The 2829-nt window shown below is 37.4% G+C and carries 3 protein-coding genes; 2 read left to right on the plus strand and 1 reads right to left on the minus strand.

Going from position 1 to position 2829, the window contains the following annotated elements; translation table 11 throughout:
* Positions 1-645: hypothetical protein (locus BKK52_RS13610; protein WP_158076060.1), on the plus strand; the 645-nt coding region annotated here is incomplete at its 5' end.
* Between the two features lie 166 nt (positions 646-811).
* Here the strand turns inward: BKK52_RS13610 and BKK52_RS13195 are convergent.
* Complete coding sequence (locus tag BKK52_RS13195; protein ID WP_425272090.1) at positions 812-1513, minus strand: SanA/YdcF family protein; 702 nt, start codon at positions 1511-1513, stop codon at positions 812-814.
* A gap of 160 nt (positions 1514-1673) precedes the next feature.
* On the opposite strand from BKK52_RS13195, the gene metX reads away from it, so the two are divergent.
* Positions 1674-2753, plus strand: a complete 1080-nt coding sequence (gene metX / locus BKK52_RS13200) for a homoserine O-acetyltransferase MetX (protein WP_077478886.1) — start codon at positions 1674-1676, stop codon at positions 2751-2753.
* Positions 2754-2829: the final 76 nt, after the last annotated feature.

Genomic DNA, 2829 nt, shown 5'->3' on the forward strand with positions numbered 1-2829 from the left:
ATAAAAAATGATCCTGATTATATTAATTATCAAGAAAATACCCCTGTGTTATCTTCAGGAGATAAATTATCAATAAAAGAAAGAGCAAAAGGAGAATTACTAAATAACATTTTTTGGTTTGTTCGACCCGCTGGACTGATAGGTAGACCTGAAAATCCCAAAGAATTTGAGGCCGCTATAATTGAGCCAATAAAAGAAGCTATTGCTCGTGAAAATGAAATTATATTAGAAAGAGAAGAAAAAATAACGAGAATAAAAAAACAGTATGAAAATCAAATTAATTTGAGAAAAGAAGAATTAAAAAATTATCTACAGGCTCCTATATATTATTTAAGTGATTTTGGTAAAAAAATTTCTGAGAAGGGTATAAATTGGGGGACATATTCTGACTTAACTATCTGTTATGGAACCTATAAGAATCCTAATATAATAAGATTTACGGAGCCTTATGTTGACAAAAATTTTGGATACACGGTAACAGATGTTGTATATACTCTTGATATTGAAGAATTACCTGAATTAAAAGGGCTTTTTTCTGAAGCTAATTTTAAATTATTTTATCAAGAATATTATCTGGATAAGCTAAAAAAACAGCAACATAAAATCAAGCTGGTTTTAGGTGGAAATGGATGGTATATAGAGTAATTCTACTTTTTATATTAGAAATTAGGAGGTTATCGGATAAACGATAGACCTCTTTTTTATTTTGTAGTTTTTGTGCTGTATTCTAGATCAAAATTATAGAACGCCTAATTTTTAACAATATAAAGTCGATTTTATTTAATGAAATTGGATAAAAAATTTAGATAACTTATTGATTCTCTGGGAGTGGAAGGGGTTCCGGTTCGCCTAAAAAATAAGGTTGAATCCCTAAAATTAAGTCAAAGAGTGCCTTTATACGGGCAAATATTTCTCGAATGCGGGTGCCAAAGTAGACTTCCGGTTGCTTTGCGGTGAAGCAAATAGCATCAATATTGTGATATTTTGCAATCAACAATGCGCGTTCGCAGTGAAATTTTTGACTGATGATAGTATAGGCAGGGAGTTGAAAAACTTTATCAGCTCTGATGACGGAATCCAGTGTGCGAAAACCGGCAAAATCTTGAAAAAGTCGATCTTCGGAAATCCCCATTTGGCGTAAATCTCGGAACATCGTACGAGGTTCGTTGTATTGTAATGTGCGGTTATCGCCACTAAGAAGCAGGGCGCTCACTTTTTGGTTGTCAATCAACATTTTGGCTGCCACAAGGCGATGGCTGTAGTAATCATTAGTTTTACCCGTAGCGATATATTTTGAGGTGCCAAGCACCACCGCATAAGGACGGTAGGGGAGTTGATCGATTTGACTAAACACCCGATCCCGCACATAAAAACTCACGGATTGATCGATTATCACACAAATTAAAAGGAGAAATACACCAATGCCGCTTCCCCAACGAATGATTTTTGTTAAATGAAAACGATGCCAGAGGGAAAGTGCGGTCATTTTTAGGGGGATTTTTGAATTGAGCATGGCGAATAACATAATGAAAACTTGAGAGAAGTTCAAGCTGAATTTGATCTTCCCGATAGGGGATGAATATTTAGACGTTTAGACGGCTAAAATTTCCTTGACAAAGAAAATAAGCTGTTGATAATTAAACCCATCTTTCATTTCTCACAATAGGTTTTCAATGGCTGTCCAAAATGTGGTGCTTTTTCAAGACAATCCGCTAAAGCTCATGCTTGGCGGTGAGATTTCACCAATTCACGTCGCATATCAAACTTATGGAACATTGAATGCCGATAAAAGTAATATCGTATTAATTTGCCATGCGCTCACCGGTGATGCAGAACCTTATTTTTCCAATGGGGAACAAAGCGGTTGGTGGCAACATTTTATGGGCGATGGACTTGCCTTAGACACTTCCCGTTATTTTTTTATTTGTTCTAATGTATTAGGCGGTTGTAAAGGCACAACAGGGCCCTCTTCGATTAATCCTAAGACAGGTAAGCCTTATGGTAGTCAATTTCCGAATATTACGGTGCAAGATATTGTTCATGTACAAAAAGCGTTGATAGATTATTTAGGCATTAGCCATTTAAAAGCGGTGATAGGCGGCTCTTTTGGCGGAATGCAGGCAACCCAGTGGGGGATTGAGTACCCGGATTTTGTGGATAATATTATCAATCTTTGCTCGTCGCTCTTTTTTAGTGCAGAAGCCATTGGGTTTAATCATGTGATGCGTCAAGCGGTGATTAACGATCCTCATTTTAATGGAGGGGATTATTACGAGGGCGCCCCCCCTGCTCAAGGCTTATCCATTGCGAGAATGTTAGGTATGCTCACTTACCGTACAGATTTACAGCTGGCTAAAGCCTTTGGGCGTGCGGCGAAATCGGAAGGGGAATTTTGGGGTGATTATTTCCAAGTGGAATCCTATTTAAGCTATCAGGGCAAAAAATTTCTCGAACGTTTTGATGCTAATAGCTATCTTCATTTATTGCGGGCATTAGATATGTATGATCCTGCTTTGGGCTATCCCGATGTAAAAAGCGCATTATCACGCATTAAAGCGCACTATACTTTAGTTTCGATTACGACCGATCAATTGTTTAAATCTGTGGATTTACACAAAAGTAAACAATTGTTAGAGCAAAGTCAGGTGGCGTTGGATTTCTACGAATTTCCTTCTATTTACGGGCACGATGCCTTTTTGGTGGACTATGATGGGTTTGATAAATGGATTCGGGAAGGGCTGGAGAAAAAATAATATTGGGTTGTGAAGAGAAAAGTGCGGTCAAAAATTACAGCAAATTTTGACCGCACATTATTTTTTGGGGCTGACG

Source organism: Rodentibacter trehalosifermentans (assembly GCF_002000545.1).
GTDB classification, from domain to species: Bacteria; Pseudomonadota; Gammaproteobacteria; order Enterobacterales; family Pasteurellaceae; genus Rodentibacter; species Rodentibacter trehalosifermentans.

Coding starts and splice junctions, on each gene's coding strand:
- BKK52_RS13195 (WP_425272090.1), bottom strand. CDS start 1,513: ATGCTCAATTCAAAAATCCCCCTAAAAATGACCGCACTTTCCCTCTGG.
- metX (WP_077478886.1), top strand. CDS start 1,674: ATGGCTGTCCAAAATGTGGTGCTTTTTCAAGACAATCCGCTAAAGCTC.